The organism is Pseudomonadota bacterium (genome assembly GCA_018817425.1).
GTDB lineage: Bacteria > Desulfobacterota > Desulfobacteria > Desulfobacterales > RPRI01 > RPRI01.
In genome coordinates this window covers 1-18024 of record JAHITX010000131.1, presented here as the reverse complement: position 1 = coordinate 18024, position 18024 = coordinate 1, and the positions used below count along the sequence as shown (strand labels likewise).

Below are 18024 nucleotides of genomic sequence, written 5' to 3'. Positions count from 1 at the left end.
TCTATTTAACCGGGCTCCATTCACCGCGCTCTAGTCCTGCAACAAGTTTATTCACAGCATCCATAATAGCTAAATTCAACACTTTACTAGTAAGGGTTGAATCATATCCTGCCGTTCCGCCAAAACCAAGAATTTCCCGGTTGCTCAAGGCATATTCACCTGCACCCTGAATAGCATATACAATCTGAGAAGTATGTACATCAACGATATTGATTGAAACTTTTGAATATGCAACTTGTTTTTTACCATGGCCGAGAATACCGAAAAGCTGTGCATCCCCTGTTACCTTGCGGCCAAATTCCGTTACTTCACCGGTAACAATTACTTTAGCACCCGTCAGCTCCTGATTTTTCCCTAAAATCTTTGCTTCCTGGGCTATCTCATCCATGTTGTCGCGGTCCATCGTAACAAAACGATTTGTCTGAGCAAGATGTGTTTTTAAAATAGTTTTTGCCTGAGACCCAAGCCTGTCTGTTCCATCTGAAAATATACCGTTCATATATGTTGAGCGATTTGCAAATTTACCCACTGCCAGTTGATACTTTGGCCCGATGTAACCGGTTTTATAGGTTGCCACCGATTCAGTTTCCAAAACATTATGGCTTTCAGTAGCACATGATAGCAACATGAATATTCCTGCAAACAAAACTATTGTGCAAGCAATTATCGGGATATTTACATCAGGCGCAAGATTATTGCGCCAATATTTTTTCAGGAAACCTTTCATTATAGTTAGCTCCTTTACAATTTCGTATTAACTACAAAACAGATATTTTTATTCCAAGTGTCTGCTCGGCCTTCATTTATAACAATATACTGCTTACGAATAGTATTATTAAATTATGGTGTCAAGATGAAATAAATAAACCATATTTACAAAAGATGCAAACATGATAAACTTTTAATCAAAATAAGGCATCATCCGTTAATTAAGGCATAAACAAGGGAAAGCAGTTCTAATAAGCTGACGAGTCAGATGAATTCATTAAACATTAAAGGAGATATCATATGAAATACCCGGCATTATTTCAGGCATTCATGATAACATTTTTTATGTTTTGCAGCATGATTCTTTCGTGCAACCCGGAAACGCAGGCAGAAGGCACTAATATATCAGAACCGTCAGATATCAAGGTCTATTCAGCTGAAAAAGGGGATTATATTATGGGCAAAACCGTGGTTAAAACAGATGAAGAATGGAAAAAGCTGCTCACACCTGTACAATACCATATAATGAGGGAAATGGGAACAGAGCAGGCTTTTAGCGGACAATACGACCATTTTTACGAAGACGGCATCTACCGTTGCGCCGCATGCGGTTTAGATCTGTACAAATCGGAAGATAAATTTGATTCAAAAACCGGCTGGCCAAGCTTTACAGCACCCATTGCACCGGAAAACATAATTGAAGCACCGGATAACAGTCTGTTTAGTACACGTACCGAGATACTCTGCCGCAGGTGCGACAGCCATTTAGGTCATGTTTTCAACGACGGCCCCAAACCAACAGGGCTAAGATACTGTATGAATTCTGCTGCATTGCAATTTGTAGCAGCAGGCAAATAAGCGTATTTATAAGAGCCACTTTCAAAACGTTTCAGTTTGGTCAAGGTCAAGGCGGGGGGAAATTTTAACCGCAGGAATACATGGAGTATTTCGAGGATTAAAATTTTCACCCAACGCAGAGATCGGCCAAAATGGGACGTTTTGAAGCTGGCTTATAAGGAAGGTGTTTAATGAAAGTACTAATTATCGCAATGATGACATTACCGTTCATATTTTTTGCAACCGGAACAAGTATAGCTGTAGAAGATAATATTGAGAAAGCAACATTTGCAGGCGGATGTTTCTGGTGTATGGAGCACCCATTCGACCAGCTTGACGGGGTGGTTTCGGTAATTCCGGGTTATACCGGAGGACATAAAAATAACCCGACATACAAAGAAGTCTCAGCAGGAGGAACCGGACATACCGAATCAATACAGATTGTCTATAATCCGGAAAAAGTGACTTATGAAAAATTGCTAAACGTCTTTTGGCACAATATTGACCCGACAGTTAAAGACAGGCAGTTTTGCGATACAGGCAATCAGTATCGAAGTGCAATCTTTTATCATAATGAGAAACAACAAAAGCTGGCATTACAGTCAAAGCAAATGCTTGAGAAGAATAAGCCTTTTAAAGGAAATATTGAAACAGAGATTGTCCAAGTCAGCGAGTTCTACCCTGCCGAAGAATATCATCAACACTATTATAAGAAAAATCCGATTCGTTATAAATACTACCGTTACAGTTGCGGTCGGGATAAGCGTCTTAAGCAATTGTGGGGTGATGAGGCAGGGCATTAATTTAATAGAGTCATGACTTTTTTGCGATCAGGATTACTTTGACAATTTCCGGTTTTGAAAACATTCGCATGGGAGGCCCCCAGAAAGCAGAACCGCATGTAGTATAAAGATATGAGGTATCTTTTTTATATAAGCCGAAGGGATATTTAAATAGAAATTGAACCAGCAAATCTACGGGCGGAAGCTGCCCTGCATGTGTATGTCCTGAAAGCTGTATATCCGCCCCCATACTTCGGGCAAGATCGAAAACACCCGGCTGATGCGAAAGAAGCAATACCGGCTTTGTGAAATCAACTTTTTTAAATGCGCTCAAAAGACTTTCTTTTACCGAAATTTTTTCAAACCGCTTAACAGAGAATGCATCATCAATACCGACAAGTTCTATAGCATCCGCAATTAAAACATTTGTGTTTCTAAGAACCCTGATATCCGAATTTGTCGCTATTTCCATAAAAAGCGGAATGCCGGCATAAAACTCGTGGTTTCCGGTAACCGCATATACGCCATATTTTGCCTTTAATCTCTTTAGAATTTTGCAGAAATCATTAAGTTTGCAAATATCAGTATCTATCATATCGCCTGTTATTACAATAAGATCCGGTTTTAGTGCAAGCGTTTGTAAAACAAGATCTTTAAGAAAGCTTTCTGATTTTGACATATCCAAATGAAGATCCGACAATTGTACTACCGTAAATCCGTTCATAGCAGGCGGCAGTTTTGATACAGGAATCTTAATCTCTTTGATCACAGGATTTTTTGCTTGATTGTATAAGCAATAGCCGGATGTTAATGCGATCAGAAACAAAGCACTAACGGTTGCATAGTATCTGAACTTTTTAAGCCTTATAAATATTCTTAAAACATCTACGATTACAAAAACTGCAATAGCGATTGATGTCACCCCAAGCCAGGTAAAGCTTAAGTATAAAAACGGTCTGATCCACTCTTGCTCAAAATGGCGACTAAGAATTTCAGCCGGAATAAACGAGAAGGTAGCCAGAATAAAGAAAACCAGCAGAATTTTTGAAGCACGGATCGAGAGATTCAAACCACCCGTGATGCGACTATAAATATAGTAGTTTAATGCAAGGTATATTATGGAAGAAACAAGAAGAAAAAGTACCAAAATATCAACTCCCGGCTCTATCAGTAAATCAGATCATAAAAACGGCTCTAATCACAAATCAGTGGTTAACTATAATCCATTTTATAGTATTTACCGGTTCCAACATGATATAGCAATCTGTCTATCGTAAACTTACCTTCAAAACAGAACACACGATTACTGTATAATAGTAAGTGATGCTAAGAAAAATTTGTAAATTTAGCAAGCTTTATTTAGCTAAATTCCATATGTAATCAGGTGGGAAAAAGCATAAAAACATAGACGCCCCCATTACTACCTTGCAGCAGCTATAGGAGGATAAAGGCATGGCGAGTTGCCGTAGATGTTGCCTTGGCTGTATATGCCGTTTCCAGCTTCGTGCCAGTTTAGGCGCTCTCCATAACACTTTTCCATTCCCTGCTACTTCAACCCGTACGTGAGGTTTTCCCATAGGAGTATATGTAATACGTCAAAGACAGAACCGACGAAGCCAACGCAGCGATAATTTGAATGCGGCCTGGCATAAACTCCTATTGCCTCACAGATAAAAGGTATTGATCTTAAAATCAAACAATGCCAAAAAAGACAAAGTCAGGTTTAAAATGCGGCATTAAAGGAGAATATATATTTGCATGATACAACTACCAGCGGTCCTTTACAATGTGCTGTTGAGGGCAAAGCGTGGACAGTAAAAAAGTGTACGAGGATTAATATGATTATTTCTCCATTTATATGTGGACGATGCGGAAATGCTCTTTATAATATCCAATATTTTGTTAAACTTGGGGAAAAAGCGCTATGGGATATGTATGTTTGCGAAAGATGCAGATTGCAATATTAATGATACCAGGCCCAGAACACGGCAATGAAAGATAGAATCTTATTTGATCCCAGAGGAATAAATGAATGATAGTCAGGAGTTAAACAATTTAAATCTATAAAGGAAATTAATTTATGAAACAGTTAAGTATACTCAAATGTTTAAACGTGTTTATTCTCATATTTCTCATGGGAAATTTTGCGTATGGAGATACCGTATCTTTACCTGATCCTTCGAAGCTTGTTGCCGAAAGCAAGTATTATAGAAAAATGACTAAGGACCAGGCTGCTGAAATAATAAGAATATGTACCAGTGATACGTATAAAACCCGATCAATTGTGGATAAAGATAATTTCTTCATGGATGTGCCGAAAGATACTACTACTCATCCTCGAGTATTAAAAAGAAAGAAATTCTTCAAATGGTCAGAAGTAAAACACATTCAACTTTTACAAAAGTCCATTAAAATTACCTATGCGAACTCATTTTTGGGAATAACCAGCCATGATACTTTGGAAATTGATCCGCATAAATGTAATCTTTCAGATCTTGCCTTAGCCGCCATAACCCTTTCAGGACTCCCTTTAAGCAGCGAGAAGCCAGTTTTTAGCGAGTCTATAGTATCAACAGCGAAAACCCCAACTGCAAAAGGTCTTGATCTTGAAAGAGGCCTCAGTAAGCTTCAGGAAAGTTATAATCAAGGTCTCATCAGCAAGGTTGTTTGGGAATCCAAACAAAAGGAACTTATAGACAGTATGCTTAAAGAATATTACGATAAAGGTTTAATAAGCAAGACCGTTTATGAATCCAGGTAAAAGGAACTTCCTGACGGTATGCTTGCCAAATAAAGGAAGAATCAGAGGGGGAAATTAGGTACGCATTGAATTTGTAAACCATAAAATATATTCTGAGGTATGAGTCATAAAAAGCCCGCCATAAAAGCTGAGCAGGCTTTTTATTTTAGCATCATTTAATTTAACAAAGCAGAGCTTAGTGAAATTATTACCGCGGTCATTTAATATTTACTATTTAACAATGATATTACCGGAAGCCAGCGGATTTGTTCTGCTTTGTGTATAAATATTATACTTATAAGTACCAGGCTCCATAAATCTTAAGCTGGTTGTTTCTCCTTGTTTTAAAAAGTCAGTTACATAGCAACCTAAATTTGGTGTTAATCTAAAGCCTAACGTAGAATAATCGGTAGATATCTTACATACTTTACCTTCTTTAAAACTAATACTGATTTCAGCTCCTCGTATCCAATTAACCCATACCGCACATGCTCCAACGGAAATTTCCAAATCTTGAGGGGTTATTGTTATTGCGTTATCCATTTTCTCAGGTTTCTCGGTATCAATCTTTCCCTGTAAAGACACAATTAAACACTGATCATTTATTACATCTCCGGCATCAACTTTTTCCGGATTTACAATAAATGACGCGGTGAAAAAAAACATTAAAATAACACCGGCGACTAAAAACTTAAATTTTCTCATGAATATTTCTCCTCTTTTTTATATCATTAAATATTTAGTGTCTCAAATAACACCTTTTTTAAATTTAGTCCGAATCGGACTTTAATATCTTATACAATATATTCTGGGTTGCTAGTCAACAAAAAAAGGGGATGAAATTTCTCCGGAGTTCCCCAATAATTAAAAATTGCTGCATATTTAATTTTAAAATTGTTTTAGTTTAATATGAAACCCTTGTTGCTAATGACCGGGCCGACTGACCCTTTTGATAGCAGGTCACCTTTTTGAAAACTCAAAATGGATTCATAGTTTTACATTGCCATAAACAGCCCAAATTTATCCGTTCCTTATTTATATCATTATTTCATATATTTTGGTTGTCTTTTAAAAATATTTTTATAGAAATATAAAAATATCTATTGACACGGGAGAACTTGTTTCGTATTTTTTACTTAACGTTCGTTAGAATTTGATGCAGGCTCTTTATTAAATTATTAAAACATAAAGGATATCAAATGGCTAGATCAATTGCAAAGAAAAAAACGCGTGAATTAATTTTGAAACTGTCGGTTCCGTTTTTTGCCAAGTATGGATACAACGGCGTTTCCATGAGAGATATTGCTGCTGCCGTTGAGCTTACTCCTGCTGCTCTTTATTACCATTTCCCGGATAAGGAACAGTTATATATAGACGTAGTGGCACATGAATTTCAGGGAAAATCGGTTGCACTAACTGATGCTCTTATCGGGCCCGAATCGGCATGGGAGCGGCTTAAAAAATTCATTGAAAGTCTTGCCCAACTGGCGGCTACAGATGAAAGTTTTGTGGCGCTTATGCAAAGGGTAAGGCTGGACAGTAATGCGGACCGCCAGCATAAGTTGGCAGAATATGTGTTTAAAGATTTATTTTTTGCTGTACATGATTTGGTTTCCAAACTGAATTTGCGTTATGACGCCCATATGTTGTCCATGTCGATTTTCGGTATGATATTTTTTCCTGTTGAAATGGGCGCAATCCGTATGGCCATGCCGGGGTATAGTCCCGAGCAGACCGATCCCGTTGTGCTGGCAAGACATGTGGTTGATTTTCTGCGCATGGGAGTGAAAGATATTGAAGGTGTAATAAATAAGTAAAGATATCAGGGAGAAAAAGCTTAATGAAAACCGGCGTATTTCTAATATTTTTATGTCCATTGGCATTTATCATATTTTTGAGCGGATGTGACTCGAACCAGCCGATTTATGCCCAGCCCGCCCGGGAAACCCGGTTTCTACCAATCCTGACAGCATCAGCAGGTGAACAGATTGAATATGCTACAATCGGTTCGGTGGTATCGGACAGACGTATTGATGTTGCATCAAGATTGAGCGGTTATATATGCGATATTTTGGTACAGGAGGGTGACCGTGTGCGACGTGGGCAGATCCTTGTCCGGCTTGATGAAGCGGATGTTAAAGGTGCGATCCGAAAAGGAGAAGCGGCTGTCAGTGCGGCAAAAGCGGGGTTTCGCGATGCACAGACCGACTATGAAAAATTCCGGGATTTATTCAAACGCGGGAGCGTATCGGACAATGAGTGGCGTAAGATCAGGCTTAAGTATGAAGCAGCAAGCGAGGCCGTCAATCAGGCGCAGGCCGGATTGGACACAGCTGTTGCCCAACGGATTTATACCGAAATAAAAAGTCCTTTGGATGGCATAGTTGTGGCACGTATCAAACGGGCCGGCGATCTTGCCCTACCGGGTGAGACACTTTTGACATTGGAATCAGGCAAGGATCTGCTGTTTGAAACTTTTGTGGCGGAAAGCCGAATTACTTCCATGACCGAAGGCAATCCGGCGGAAATCAGAATCGATGGCCTGGCTAATCCCGTTAAAGGTACGATAAGCCGTGTTGTACCATCAGGTGATCCGGTCACGCGCAGCTATCAGGTTAAAATTGCCATGGCCGAAACATCAGGACTGATGCCTGGAATGTTCGGGCGTGCGGTTTTCCCGATTGGTAAAAGCAAGTCTCCGGTTGTTCCGAGATCGGCCATGGTCGAGCGTGGCGGATTACGCGGAGTATTCGTTGTAGATAACAGTAATGCAGCCTATTTTCGCTGGTTACGCATCGGGCGTGAATGGCCGGACAGGGTTGAAGTAAGTGCCGGGCTGCATGTCGGCGAGAGATTGGTTGCCAAAAATGATCCCACGCTGCGTGACGGCGATAAGATAGCAGACGCAGAGGCTGAAAATGACTGACAGCAGACTTAATATTGCCGGACACCTGGCTGATATTTTTGTCACTTCCAGGCTTACTATGCTTTTAATTCTGGCCTGTGCATTGTTTGGTGTGTTTACTGTTTTGATGATGCCACGGGAAGAAAATCCGCAAATAAACATGCCGGCTGCCACGGTTCAGGTATTGTTGCCGGGAGCTTCGCCTGAGGAAGTGGAAGAACATGTGATACGACCACTGGAGAGTATCGTTAAGCAGATACCGGGGGTTGATCATACCTTTGCCACCGCAGTGAACTCAATGGGAGCACTGATGGTGCAGTTCAAGGTTGGCCAGGACAAGGAAGAATCCATGGTTAATCTATATGATCGCGTGACAGGTGAGCGCGATCGGTTACCTCTAGAGGCAGGGGCTCCGGTAATACGAAGCATGGACGTTGATGATGTGCCTATTATTACTGTCACCCTTGCCTCAGATAAATATGATGATTATGCCCTAAAGCGCCTTGCGGATCGTTTAATAGAAGGTCTGAGAAGCCTGGAAGAGGTTTCAACGACCTATGTTAAAGGCGGTCGGGACCGTGAAATACGTATTGAGATCGATCCGGTGCGCATGCAGGCATTCGGTGTTACATTGGTCAATGTGCGTTCGCTAATTACAGCGGCTAATGTGTTTGTACCGCTTGGCACCTTTGTGCAGGAGGGACAGAACCAGAAGATTGCTTTAGACGGCCATCTGGTTTCGGATGAAGATCTCAAACGGCTGATTGTGGGCAAGCACGCCGGTCGGCCTATATATCTAAGTGACATAGCAGATATTGTCGATGGTCCTCCTGAAGAAATCGGTCCGCAAACTCGTATTGGTTTTGGCCCGGCAGATCCCCGCTTTGACAAATACCGGTTGCCTGAGTTACCGGCTGTGACTCTGGCAGTTGCAAAAAAAAAGGGTAGTAATTCTGTATTTGTAGCAAACGATGTTCTTGAACGTCTTGAGCGTATGAAAAAACAATTTGTGCCGTCTGATGTGGAAGTTATTATAACCCGAAACGACGGTCGCAAAGCAAATGACACTGTAAACCATTTGATGATCCATTTAGGGTTATCCGTGATAGCAGTGTTTATCGTGATTGCCGTATTTCTGGGGCTGAAAGAAGCGCTGATAATAGTAATTACCGTGCCGCTGATTTTATCATTAACACTTGGTACGGATTACTTGTTTGGCCTGACCATCAATCGTGTTACGCTGTTTGCTTTGATCATATCGCTTGGGTTACTGGTGGATGCGGCTATTGTAGTAATTGAGAATATTCAACGTAATTATTCCGGCCTTGGCGAAAGTGATAAACGGCAGGCCGCAGTATATGCATGTAATGAGATTGGCAACCCGACAAATCTGGCAACTCTTGCCATAATGCTGGTGCTGGGTTCGATACATGTTATGACAGGTATGCCGGGACAATATCTTTATCCGGTTGCCTTTACCGTGCCAGTTGCAATGGCCGCTTCCCTTGTGGTGGCTTACAGTGTTGTTCCCTGGTCCTCCGTGCGCTGGCTGGTTCCGGGTAAAGCCCACAGTACAAAAGATCAGCATTCAAAAAGCCGTTTGTATCGTTTCTACCAAAAAGTTATGACGCCGCTGATCGACAGGCCAAAACTTCGGAGGTATTTATATCTCTTGGTGACAGTTGCTATGACGCTTTCCGTAATACAGCCTTTGTGGCAGTTTATACGTCCGGCGAAAGGCCTGAGCGGGCCCCAGACCTGGTTCGGTGTTGAGGTTACATTTTTGCCGAAAGATAACAAGAACACAGTGAATATAACCATAGACATGCCGGAAACAACACCGGTGGAAGTAACGGATCAGCTTGCCAGGGAGATCGGTGTGATGCTGCGTAATATTCCGGAAGTCTGCGACTACCAGACCTGGTTGGGAGAGGCAGGTGTTATCGATTTGAATGCTCTTCTGCGTGGTTCGGGAAACAAGAAAGGCCCTTTTGTTGCAGAAATTCGTGTTAATTTTACTGACAAGACTAAACGCAGCAAATCTTCTATCGATATTGCTAAAGAGCTGCGACCCCGGGTTACGGGCATAGCCGCCCGCTATCCGGGCAGTACCGTGCAAGTGGTTGAAGATCCGCCGGGGCCGCCGGTACGTGCAACTGTTCTGGCCGAAATATACGGGAAGGATACTAAGCAGTTAAGAACTCTTTCAAGACAAGTGACACAACAATTCCATAAAACGTACGATATGGTTGAAGTAACCGATTCGGAGTCAGAAGACGTATATGAACACCATTTCGTGGTTGACCGGGAAAAGGCTGCATTATCCGGTATTACCAGTGCCGAAGTGGCTGCCAAGCTAAGTCGCCTGATCCATGGAGAGATATTGGGTGTCGCGCATATCCGTGGCGAGAAAAATCCGGTGCCTATCCGCTTAAAGACTCCCCGGCGCCATGAGGTCAATCCTGTCCTGCTCTCGCGCATCTCCATGACCAATATGCAGGGGCAGCGGATACCGTTTTCCGAACTTGTTACGGTTCAGCCCTCAATCACCGATCGTCCTATTCTTCACAAGGACGGTGAGCGGGTTACCTTTGTGGGGGGAGAACTTGGAAGTACTGCCCCGGTCTATGCCGTGCTCGATCTTAACCGAAGGCTAAACAAAATGATGCTTGCTGACGGCAGCAGACTTACCACAGCAAACATGGGATTTCAGGATAAGGAACCGGATATAATTGATGGCTATCGCCTCTTGTGGAGCGGTGAACAGCGCATGATGATGGATGCTTACAGCGATATGCTGATTGCATTGGGATTGGCTCTCATCCTTGTTTTTTTGATACTGGTGGCTTATTATCAATCATTTGCCCTTCCCATTATTGCCATGGCAGCTATTCCCCTTGCCGTAACAGGTATTTTCCCCGGTCACTGGATCATGGATACAAAGTTTTCCGTTACTTCCATGGTCGGCGTTATTGCACTGGCCGGAATCGTTGTACGAAACTCGTTGCTTATTATCGATTTCGTTTTGGACTATCAGACTCAGGGCATGGAATTGCGGCAGGCTGTTCTGGAGGCAGGAGCTGTTCGGTTAAGGCCCATCCTGTTGACTGCTCTGGCCATCGTGTTCGGCACTTTGGTGATACTCCGTGATCCGTTATTCGGCGGTTTGGCAGTATCGTTAATCTTTGGAACGATAGCATCTACCATACTCACTATGATTGTTGTTCCTCTGTTTCTGTATATGTTCCTCAAACGAAGTCAACAGGTGCCGGCGCAAACAGAGATAGCAGAAGAAGAGGTATAACCATGCGAAGAGATATTCTTTCAATAAAACACTATTGGCTTCTGCCGCTTGTGGTAATGGTTGTAATGCTATCAAACGGTAATGCTGCATCCGAAACCCTGCAAGAGGCATGGGATATTGCGATATCTGTGGATCGCAGCCTTAAAGCATCCAAAGAAAACACAAATGCTGCCGAAAGTGGGCTAAAGGCTGCAAAGTCAGCCTATATTCCCAATGTAGTGCTTAAAGCGGGTTATGCATCTTTGTCGCAAGATACCAAGCTTAAAAGTGATTTATTAGGCCAGTCACTGGAAATCCCACTGTCGCAACAAAATAGCGGAAGTTATTCGACGATGGCCACCATGCCGCTTTATACCGGCGGAAGTATTGAAAGTACTATTGATGCTTCCAATGCTTTATTTCATGCGGCTAAGCTGAATGAAAACTTTGAGGCTCAGAACCTCAAGCTTTGGGTAGCCAGTTCCTTTGTGGATGTGTTGCGTGCCGGTCGTATATTAAAGGTTATTAAGCGCCATGTCCGGAGTTTGGAGGCACACACCCGCAATGTGGAAAATTTGTATAGAGATGGTATGGTAGCTAAAAGTGACATGCTTTCAGCCAGGGTTGCTCTGGCAGATGCGCATCAGAAAGCATTGCAGGCGGCAAACGGACTGGATCTTGCAAACGCAGCTTACAACCGGCGATTGAGGCGTCCACTGGATTGGCCTGTTTCCCTGGAAGAAGACTTTCTTGATCTGGTGGAAGAAGACTTGTCCGTATTGACTGAACGGGCGCTTTTTAAACGTAGCGAACTGGCTATGCTGGATCGCCAGGTTGAAGCCATGCGTCACAAATCCGATGCCGTGCGCGGAGAAAATTATCCACAGGTAAGCGTTTCCGGGGGCTTTGACTTCCAGGAAAATAAATATCATGTTTATAATGACCAGTGGTTGGTTGTACTTGGCGTCAAATGGAACCTGTTTGACGGCGGTAGTGTCAGGCATCGTGCAAGTGAAGTGAATCATCAGGCGTCTGCCTTATCCTTACAGCGGGATGAACTTGCCTCAATCATCACCCTTCAGGTGCGCCAGGCATGGCTTGATGTTATGGAAACACGAAAGCGTATTTATGTCACTCAATCAGCTATTGACGAAGCAGAAGAAAACCTTCGTGTAGTGCGGGACCGCTATGCAAACGGGCTTGCGATTCATACGGAAGTATTGGATGCCGAGACCATGCGTGCGAAAAGCGAGTCCAATAACACCCATGCCTTATTAGACGCTGGTATGGCCGGATTGCGGTTGAAACGTGCTGTTGGCGAGATATAGGGTCGTATTATGTTTTAATAGATGGCAAATCGTAGTTTGATAAGTTTTCAAGTGCAGAAGAAAGCAACTTGATTTTCATTCGAAGCGTTCCCGGAGTTCCTTTTTTATACCGTTTCAATCCAATTTTACTGTTTTAAGCTCTTTCCATTGATGCATAAGAGTATCAAAAGATTCAAATACAGCATCAGCTTTAGGTATAAGATCGGATATTAAACAAGAGGTTGGAAGCCCTATTGCCTTAACATTTGCAGATTTTGCGGCAATAAGACCAGGTATAGAATCCTCAATAGCAACCGCTTGGGCAGCAGACTTTTTAAGTTTATTAAGTACAAGATTATAAATTTCTGGTGATGGCTTTGGAGCGGTTTTACCACGTGCTCCTTCAACAATACTTAAATATTTATTTAAACCATAGTACTCACATATCGTCATCAAACGCGATTTGTTAGAATTCGACGTAACTCCTATAATTCCAATCTTACTATATAATTTTATAAACTGAAGTACCCCTGGAACAAGGGGAGGGTTTTGACCGTCAAAAAGTCGCACAAATATTTTATTTTTGGTCTGAAGTAAACGATTTGCCACAGATTTTGACTTTGCAATTGAAAGGGCTATTTCTTCATCAAGAATCCCTGCAATAGATATTGGTCCCTCTATAGAAATCTTCATTTCTTCTATTGCAGTGTTCCAAGCTTTTATCTGCCAGTTTTCAGAATCAACTATTACACCGTCGAAATCCAGAAGAACGACGGAAGATTGAACTATCAGATTAATTGCTTTCATTGTATGAATCCTAATGGTTACAGTCCGTTTATTGATTTGAGCACGGTAAAAGCTCCTTCTAAAATAGGTGTGTTTTTTTTGAGTTCTTTAGGATTTAAATTTTTTAGATCATATAAAAGAACCTTCTTAATTTCTCGTTTATGGTTTTTCTTTTTCAGAAACTCGTCTTGAACCTCCTGAGCTTTCAAATCGACTTGCAGCAAGAACACTATATCAGGCGTCATGATGTCGCACAAGTTGACAAGTATAGTAAGAAATTTTGGTTGGCCAAGGAAGGAGATAGGCACTTCTAATTCCTCTTGCACTTCTTGTCGAATTGAGTCGAATAATTCATTATGAATTTGCCTTTCAATGTTTCTCCCGTTATTATTAGCAAGTGCCTTGATATTGGATGGTTCAGGATGTCCTCCAGGCAGATCAAGGTAATTTTTATAAGTGCTGACATTGGGACTTCTTTTAATCACAACTACATGCCCATCTGTGGTTTGTACAATTGCCACATTACCAATAACATTTGGTAAGAATTGATGGACTGGTATTTTCATATTTTTTGCAATTGATCTTGTTAACCGTCTTATATTAACGTCTGTTCGATAAGCAATGTAGCTTTTATAGGATGTCAATCCTATATTTAGGAAAATTTTATTTTCCTCAAAGTCAACTCTTGCCAACCTGAATTTTGGTGCATCGTAGGGTACGCAGTGGTTCGATTGTGTAGCCTTTAATATTGCTTTTTCCCATGCTGTTTCAATACAATGAGACAAAGGAAAAGTAGAGCGCCGTGAAAAACAATTTTTATATTGAACAAATACAGAATTCCTTGAAAAAGTTTCCTGTGCAATACACTCTAAAGGTATAATATTTTTCCATCTCATAGTCATGGGCGATATGTTGTTTTCAGTATTTTTTCTTTTTATGAATGCCGGGGGACTATACCCCATGGTAGTTCTATAGTATTAGTAGAATATTCAAACCCGTAATAGTCAACTACAAAGCCTGTAATGCCTTTAGGTTTTCCAAGTACAGCTGTAATAATGTTTTCACGGTCGATGCCAACTTCATCAGTCAAGTAGATTACTACAGCCTCCATATTCCTTCCTGTCTGGACAACGTCATCGATTAATAGAATTTTTTTGTTTTTTAGAAAAAGCAAACTATCTTTACCAGTGAGAACTTTCACCAATTTGGACCCTTTATTGTTCCTCATAATCTTTAAATTTAGAGATAACACTGGAATTTGAGAATCACCTTTAATGTGTAATAAATCGGCAGCAATCAAACCGCCATCAGCAAAACTGATAATATAATTGAATTTACCAGCTAGCTTGCCTTTTAAAAGATCAATCTCACGTAAAATCTGCCGCCAAGATTTTTTCCGCCTCTGAGATATAGTGAATATTGTGATTAAAAGACCTGCGATAGATATAACTAAGCCGATCACAGCAAGAATTATATTCATTTGAACCTCTTTTAAGAAGGATAACTAAAAGCTAACCAGCGGCAAATTAATTGCCAAGACCTTATGGAAAGCTCAAAATGCAGTTAATTGCGAATTTGGAAAAACGCCGCCAGCGTTAGCCGTCTGAGTTAAGCGCCTGGTTGTGTAATTGCCGGAATCTATGGATAACAAAAATATTTCTTTAAAATCATTGTTCACCTTAATATCCAAAATTGCGAACCCAATCCTAACGCCGATTCCTTTCCCTACCATAATGGCGACAAAAAAAGATCAACCTGCACAAGCTATCAGAATAACGATGAAAACAGGATGTATATTAACCTCCTTTTGTAGACACAGAACGAATAGCGTTTTATCAATTGTCCTGCCGTAGTAAAACCATATAGCTGTATTCTATAGTAAATCTTTATAAAACCTGCAAGTAATATTTAAGCAGGCGGGATGGTTGTTTTCCGCCATGCAAGGCAGTATATAATATTGGGTTTTTTGGTGAGTTAGCCCAACATTCTGATTGTGGAGTTTTTACGAAGCCGTCTTGTCTAAAAGGTCTTTGATTATATTGCCGGCAAAGGCTGTACCGCCTTGCCTATGCTTAAAATATTGACTGGCAGCAAATTTTGTATTTTCACGGGAAGGTGGATTGCTGATATGTTCATTTAATATATCGGCTGCTTCCTGCCAGTTTGCTGCAACTCTTACTAATTTCTCTTTAGCAATTTCTTTACCTACCCATGAAAAATTATCCCAGTGTGGCCCTATTACGGGAACTACTCCATAATTTAATGCTTCAATAAAATTCTGACCGCCTAAAGGGACAAGGCTTCCACCCACAAATGCTGCTCTTGCATATTTATAGGCATGTAGAAGTTCTCCAAAGGTATCCCATAAAATAACTGTTCCTTTTGGGGCATGGTTTTTAGCTTTTGATCTTAACGTCCATTTAATATTCATGCGATCAAGTGCTTTGCCCCAAGGTCTGATTCTATTCATGTGACGTGGAAAAAGGCCAATTATTGTTTCGGGATTTTTTTTAAGAATATCAGTTATAATATTTTCGATTAAAGGTTCTTCTTTTTTTCTAATGGAAGCAAGCACTATAAAAGGAGAATTATTCTGAAACAATACTTCTATTGGGTTTTGGATATCAGATTTGACTTCATTACCGCCGAACCTGTCGAATTTAATATTCGGCATAACTTCTACAGATTCATCGCCGAATAGAATTGCAAAACGTTTGGCGTCATTATCCGATATTGCATAAATTTTGTCGGGTGCTATCTCATTCCAGAATGATTTGAAGATCAGATACTGATTTAAGCTTTTATCAGTTATTCTTCCGTTTATAATTATTGTTTTACATCCTGATTTTTTAAGCGCCAGAAGGTGTCCCGGCCACAGCTCGGATTCGAGAAGAATCATCAATTTGGGGCTGATTTTATTTACTGCTTTTTCCATCAGATTAGGTTGATCGAAAAAAAAGAAGGAAGTATTTACAACAATATCTTTATCATTGATTTCTTTTATAGAGCTTTCAAGAATATCCATTCCCTGTTTTGTTCCTGAAGTGAGCAAAATATTTACAGGCTTGTTAAATTCTAATTTTTTAAGAATTTCTACAGCTAAATATGCTTCTCCTGCTGATGCAGCCTGAATCCACAGATCTGCTCTTAGCGGTTCTTCTTTAAAAGTTCGCTGCAAAAAACCTTCGGCAAGCCTCTTATTAAAATGCAACAGGGGAATAATTATCTTCCAGCATATATTATATATAAAAAAAGCCGGTTTTATAAGAAAATCAGATGGCATATGCCTTTATTACCTATAAATCTCAAAAAAATGATTATGCTTTTAAGCTATAAGCTACTTTGGGGCAAAATATCATCTGCTACAACCTATTTCAATAAGATAATATATAAACACCGATGGCAACTTTTCCTGTTGAAATAAATATTAACGACAAAATTATCAGAGCAGCTTGCTCCGTCGTTCATATGAAAACAACAAGATGCAAATACCGAATGCGGCTGCTATATGTTTGATGGAATGGCCGCTTATTAAACCTGTTGCAGTAAGGACTTGCCCATCAAAATGTTCAAACAATTTGGCGATTATATATGCTGTCAGCAACCACCAGTAGGAGGAAGCTTTAGTATATATTGAAATAAATGTAATAAGTATTATGGGGATCAGCAGCATTGGAAGAAATTGGATAATTGCATAGAATCTTAAATCACCCCTTCCTGATAATTCGGTAAAATGCCAATAAAGTACGGATGAAATACCGCATATAATAAGTGGCAGAAATACTGCTTTTCCTATGCGGATTGTAATAAACTCACTAATGACAATGGAAAACAAGGCCATAAAAACTATCGTCATTGGCAATCTATCCCATACCAATGTCTGGTTATCAGGCCGGATATGGTAGTAACCAGAGCCGAATGCAACTAATATCATACCGGAGAATAAACAATAATATACAAATTTAATATCAGGGATGATTTTTAATCTGTCAGGTTCTCTTAGTTGTATTACTCCCAGAGCACCTACTATAAAAAAAGCAATATTAGAAACAACATTTAAAAAATTAGGTATTGCCAGAATTAATTTTGAATCTTTAAATTGATGATATTTGATATCCTGCGAGATTGGTTCAACAAACAAAAGCCCGACGATTGTTGCAGTGGTCACCAATAATATTAATGCAATCCCGATAGCTTTCTTTTTTTGCATATCCATGATTTGTTACCAGTTATAGATTGATTCAACGACAACGCCTTCCAAAGAGTCCCTTTATCAGATTATTTGGTATTTATGATATAGCAAAAATTAGTGCCGGAAGTTGTTGCAGATATGGAAGCCAACAATGAGTCAATATCGGAGCCTATTGCTTGTCGGAAGTATAGTGGCAAGTTTATGGTCAGAATTTCTCTTAAGGTTCATCGCAATCTTGCTATCCGAGCTGCTGAATCCGGAATCAGTATTAATCGTGTTGTCAGTTGTTCGACATTAAGTCAATAAATCAAACCACAAGACATCAGTGTCCCGCAGAACAAACAAAAAATCGCTTATACGCAACAACCTGTTTTTACATAGAATAAAAGAAATATACCTATCGATAGAGCCACTTTCAAAACGTTTCAGTTTGGTCAAGCTCAAGGCGGGCGAAAATTTCAACCACAGGAATACATTGAGTATT

Annotated in this window: 17 protein-coding genes; 9 read left to right on the top strand and 8 right to left on the bottom strand. The window is 40.5% G+C overall.

Translation table 11 applies throughout. The features are described 5' to 3' along the window. Window position 1: 1 nt before the first annotated feature. Window positions 2-727: a CsgG/HfaB family protein gene (locus tag KKC46_21825; GenBank protein MBU1056441.1), complete on the bottom strand. Its 726-nt coding sequence runs from the start codon at window positions 725-727 to the stop codon at window positions 2-4. A 437-nt stretch (window positions 728-1164) separates the two neighbouring features. Here KKC46_21825 and msrB point away from each other — a divergent pair, with 437 nt between their 5' ends. Then, window positions 1165-1566 (top strand): peptide-methionine (R)-S-oxide reductase MsrB, encoded by a 402-nt coding sequence (gene msrB, locus KKC46_21820; GenBank protein MBU1056440.1) that lies wholly within the window; start codon window positions 1165-1167, stop codon window positions 1564-1566. 170 nt (window positions 1567-1736) lie between these two features. After that, window positions 1737-2348, top strand: a complete 612-nt coding sequence (gene msrA, locus KKC46_21815; protein ID MBU1056439.1) for a peptide-methionine (S)-S-oxide reductase MsrA — start codon at window positions 1737-1739, stop codon at window positions 2346-2348. A gap of 10 nt (window positions 2349-2358) precedes the next feature. Here msrA and KKC46_21810 read toward each other — a convergent pair whose 3' ends face one another. Beyond that, window positions 2359-3474: a metallophosphoesterase gene (locus KKC46_21810; GenBank protein MBU1056438.1), complete on the bottom strand. Its 1116-nt coding sequence runs from the start codon at window positions 3472-3474 to the stop codon at window positions 2359-2361. A 607-nt stretch (window positions 3475-4081) separates the two neighbouring features. Here KKC46_21810 and KKC46_21805 point away from each other — a divergent pair. After that, window positions 4082-4294, top strand: coding sequence for a hypothetical protein (locus KKC46_21805; protein MBU1056437.1), 213 nt, complete (start codon window positions 4082-4084; stop codon window positions 4292-4294). A gap of 113 nt (window positions 4295-4407) precedes the next feature. Continuing rightward, window positions 4408-5088 carry a hypothetical protein gene (locus KKC46_21800; GenBank protein MBU1056436.1) on the top strand — a complete coding sequence of 227 codons (681 nt, stop codon included), beginning with the start codon at window positions 4408-4410 and terminating at the stop codon, window positions 5086-5088. Window positions 5089-5298: 210 nt separating this feature from the next. Here KKC46_21800 and KKC46_21795 read toward each other — a convergent pair whose 3' ends face one another. After that, window positions 5299-5772: a hypothetical protein gene (locus tag KKC46_21795; GenBank protein MBU1056435.1), complete on the bottom strand. Its 474-nt coding sequence runs from the start codon at window positions 5770-5772 to the stop codon at window positions 5299-5301. A 494-nt stretch (window positions 5773-6266) separates the two neighbouring features. Between KKC46_21795 and KKC46_21790 the strand changes: the two genes are divergently transcribed. The 4 genes from KKC46_21790 to KKC46_21775 are packed head-to-tail and all read left to right on the top strand — an operon-like array spanning window position 6267 to window position 12583. Next, window positions 6267-6884, top strand: a complete 618-nt coding sequence (locus KKC46_21790) for a TetR/AcrR family transcriptional regulator (protein ID MBU1056434.1) — start codon at window positions 6267-6269, stop codon at window positions 6882-6884. 23 nt (window positions 6885-6907) lie between these two features. Then, window positions 6908-7993 carry an efflux RND transporter periplasmic adaptor subunit gene (locus KKC46_21785; protein ID MBU1056433.1) on the top strand — a complete coding sequence of 362 codons (1086 nt, stop codon included), beginning with the start codon at window positions 6908-6910 and terminating at the stop codon, window positions 7991-7993. Continuing rightward, on the top strand, window positions 7986-11276 hold the full coding sequence (locus KKC46_21780; GenBank protein MBU1056432.1) for an efflux RND transporter permease subunit: 3291 nt from the start codon (window positions 7986-7988) through the stop codon (window positions 11274-11276). The genes KKC46_21785 and KKC46_21780 overlap by 8 nt, the downstream gene beginning before the upstream one ends. A 2-nt stretch (window positions 11277-11278) precedes the next feature. Further along, on the top strand, window positions 11279-12583 hold the full coding sequence (locus tag KKC46_21775; GenBank protein ID MBU1056431.1) for a TolC family protein: 1305 nt from the start codon (window positions 11279-11281) through the stop codon (window positions 12581-12583). Window positions 12584-12697: 114 nt separating this feature from the next. Here the strand turns inward: KKC46_21775 and KKC46_21770 are convergent, their stop codons facing one another. The 5 genes from KKC46_21770 to KKC46_21750 form a co-directional block, all read right to left on the bottom strand. After that, entirely contained in the window at window positions 12698-13369 is a 672-nt protein-coding gene (locus KKC46_21770; GenBank protein MBU1056430.1) for an HAD family phosphatase, read from the bottom strand. A gap of 17 nt (window positions 13370-13386) precedes the next feature. Next, the gene (locus KKC46_21765) at window positions 13387-14250 is read right to left on the bottom strand and encodes a hypothetical protein (GenBank protein MBU1056429.1); all 864 of its coding nucleotides are present in this window, start codon (window positions 14248-14250) and stop codon (window positions 13387-13389) included. Between the two features lie 32 nt (window positions 14251-14282). After that, the gene (locus KKC46_21760) at window positions 14283-14828 is read right to left on the bottom strand and encodes a hypothetical protein (GenBank protein ID MBU1056428.1); all 546 of its coding nucleotides are present in this window, start codon (window positions 14826-14828) and stop codon (window positions 14283-14285) included. Between the two features lie 522 nt (window positions 14829-15350). Continuing rightward, a complete protein-coding gene (locus KKC46_21755) occupies window positions 15351-16631 on the bottom strand; it encodes a 3-deoxy-D-manno-octulosonic acid transferase (GenBank protein MBU1056427.1) in 1281 nt (426 codons plus the stop codon). A gap of 159 nt (window positions 16632-16790) precedes the next feature. Further along, a complete protein-coding gene (locus KKC46_21750; protein MBU1056426.1) occupies window positions 16791-17564 on the bottom strand; it encodes a ceramidase in 774 nt (257 codons plus the stop codon). 114 nt (window positions 17565-17678) lie between these two features. On the opposite strand from KKC46_21750, the gene KKC46_21745 reads away from it, so the two are divergent. Further along, a complete protein-coding gene (locus KKC46_21745; protein ID MBU1056425.1) occupies window positions 17679-17846 on the top strand; it encodes a type II toxin-antitoxin system HicB family antitoxin in 168 nt (55 codons plus the stop codon). Window positions 17847-18024: the final 178 nt, after the last annotated feature.